This window comes from Pseudomonadales bacterium, from assembly GCA_013215025.1.
Lineage (GTDB): Bacteria > Pseudomonadota > Gammaproteobacteria > Pseudomonadales > DT-91 > DT-91.
Genome location: JABSRR010000259.1, coordinates 1 through 2,593, shown reverse-complemented (window position 1 = coordinate 2,593; position 2,593 = coordinate 1). Strand labels below are relative to the sequence as shown.

At 47.4% G+C, this 2,593-nt stretch carries 2 protein-coding genes; both read right to left on the bottom strand.

Translation table 11 applies throughout. The features are described 5' to 3' along the window. A partial coding sequence (locus tag HRU21_12630) for a 4Fe-4S dicluster domain-containing protein (protein ID NRA43135.1) occupies positions 1 to 928 on the bottom strand: 928 nt, incomplete at its 3' end. 13 nt (positions 929 to 941) lie between these two features. After that, the coding region (locus HRU21_12625; protein NRA43134.1) for a molybdopterin-dependent oxidoreductase at positions 942 to 2,593 on the bottom strand (1,652 nt) is incomplete at its 5' end.

The following is a 2,593-nucleotide window of genomic DNA, read 5'->3' as shown; positions in this document are numbered from 1 at the left end:
CAATGCCTAACCAAGTGCCTAATGTGCTGATAAAGAAAATACCGAGTGAAGCCTGTACCGACAGGGTAAATAACACCAAGGGGTTTTCGCTAGAAGACAGGCGAGAGATATTCCAGTGTTTTTCTAGGCCGTCTTTGGCGTCAACTTCAGGGATATAGTTACCGTCTTCGTTTTTGGTGTATTTCACCTGCATCGAATCGGTGCGAGTAACTTCATCACCCATATCTTTGCTAAGCTGAAAACGAATATTGGGGTTGGTAATGCTGGGGTCAGGAAAGCCTGGAATGCTGGTGGCAATTTCTTCGCGATTCTCGGGTGTGTTTTCGACTACGCCAAAGTTTAAGGCGTTACCGACACAGGCCGAGACACAGGCAGGTTTTAAGCCGACTTCAAGGCGGTCAACACACATATTACATTTTTCAACACGGCCTTTCACCGGGTCTAACTGTGGTGCATTGTAGGGGCAAACCCAGGTGCAGTAGCCACAGCCAAAACAGATTTCGGGGTCTTGAATAACCGCGCCGTATTCCGGGTGTTTGGTATAGGCGCGCGTAGGGCAGCCTTTTAAACACACCGGGTTATCACAATGGTTACAGGCCATGGAGATATTCATGCGCTGAAAGTCGGGGAATTCGCCGCTTTCTACATAACCGACCGAGCGGAAGGCAAAGTGGTCGGGTAGGTCGTTCTTTTCTGAACAGGCTGATTCACAGGCATGGCAGCCAATGCAGTTATCTGCGGTAAAATGAAAGGCATGTTGTTTGTTACGGTTAGGGTTGTCGCCAATCACATCTTCGTGGTTTACCTTTAGGCTTAAAGTATCTTCTAAAGGTATAAATTCAATCGGGTTGCCGTAACGGTTTACTTTATCTGTTTCTTTATCAGTAAGCTTTGCATAAGAAGGCTCATCAGCTCTAACTTCAAACATCTTGATAGCCTCCTTAGAATTGACGATTGCTTAAGTTAATTTTTGCAGCCTCGGCTTGATCGGTTTTTAGAATCCGAATCGCGCCCTGTTTAAACGCAGGTTGTCGTGAGTGTGGATCTAACAAGCCTAAACTTAAACGATTTATGCAGTTATAAAAATGGAAGGGTATAAACACCATATTTTCAGGCACCCGCTGAGTTAACTGCACCATGACAATGGCATCACCACGTCGGCTTTCAAGCCTTACGTATTCCATCGATTTAATGCCGAGCTTAGCTGCCGCTTTGGGGTTCATTTCCATAAACGGGGTAGGGCTAAACTTATTACAGTTGCCCACCTTGCCGGTTTTGGTGCGGGTGTGGAAGTGTTCCACCAAACGGCCCGAGTTAAGCCAGAACGGGTATTCTTCGCAAGGGCGCTCGTTGTTATCGTTAAAGCGCAGGCTTAAGATTTTTGCCTTGCCATCAGGGAATTGGAACACGCCATCGGTATATAAACGTGGGTTACCTTTGCGCACTTGACTGTGATCGGTGGGTAAGCTGTCACCATGCAGGTCAACCGCTTGCTCTGGGCTGAATTGATTTTTATGGTCTTGCTCAGAATATGGCCACTGAATACCGCGTGAGGCTTCAATGCGTTCGTGCGTCATGCCTGAAATATCTAACATGCGCGCTTTGCCATTGACCGATTTACCGTTCACCGATAATTGGCGCATTTCTTCAAATACGGCTTCGGCTGTATCTGGGAATTGCATCTTGGCGTGGTTATCCCAGCGCTTCGCGAGTTCATTAAAAATCCATAAGTCAGATTTGGCATCGCCTGGGGGTTCTGCAACTTGACGGGTAATATTCACGCGACGCTCGGTATTGGTGAAGCAGCCGGTTTTTTCAGCCCACACGGCACCGGGTAGATAGACATTCGCCCACTCTGCGGTTTCGCAATCTTCATACGAATCTTGTACCACACAAAACTCGATATTCTTAAAGTTTTCTCGAATTCTGGCCGTATTGGGCATAGACGTGAGCGGGTTGGTGGCGACAATCCATAGCGCTTTAATTTCTCCGGTTTCTACTGCCGGAAAAATATCGGTTTCTTTTTTGCCGACCTTGGGTGGAAAAAAGTCTTCGTCGACATTCCAAAACTCAGCAACCTCTTGGCGATGGTCAGGGTTTTCTAAGGCACGATAACCCGGCAGGCCGGCGCAGCTTGACCATTCGCGCGTACCCATGGCATTGCACTGGCCAGTAATGGATAAGGAGGTGCCGCCAGCTTTGCCTATATTGCCGGTAATGAGGTTCATATTATTAATGGCGCAAACGCTATCAGAGCCATGCGTTGACTGGTTAATGCCCATAGTCCAAATAGCCATGGAGGCATTGGTTTTGGCATAAAGGCGAGCAACTTCACGAATGGTGTCAGGCTCAATGCCGCAGATTACCGAGGCATCTTCCGGTGAGTATTCTTTCACTAATTCACGAAATTCTTCAATGCCGTTAGTGTGCTGCTCGATATAGTCTTTGTCTTCCAGACCCTCGTCTAAAATAACGTGTGCGAAGCTGTTTAATAAAACAAGATCCGTGCCCGGTAGAATAGGCAGATAGTAATCAGCCATCTGGCCCATCATGGTTTTACGCGGGTCAATCACAACCACCGGAAATTTGGGTT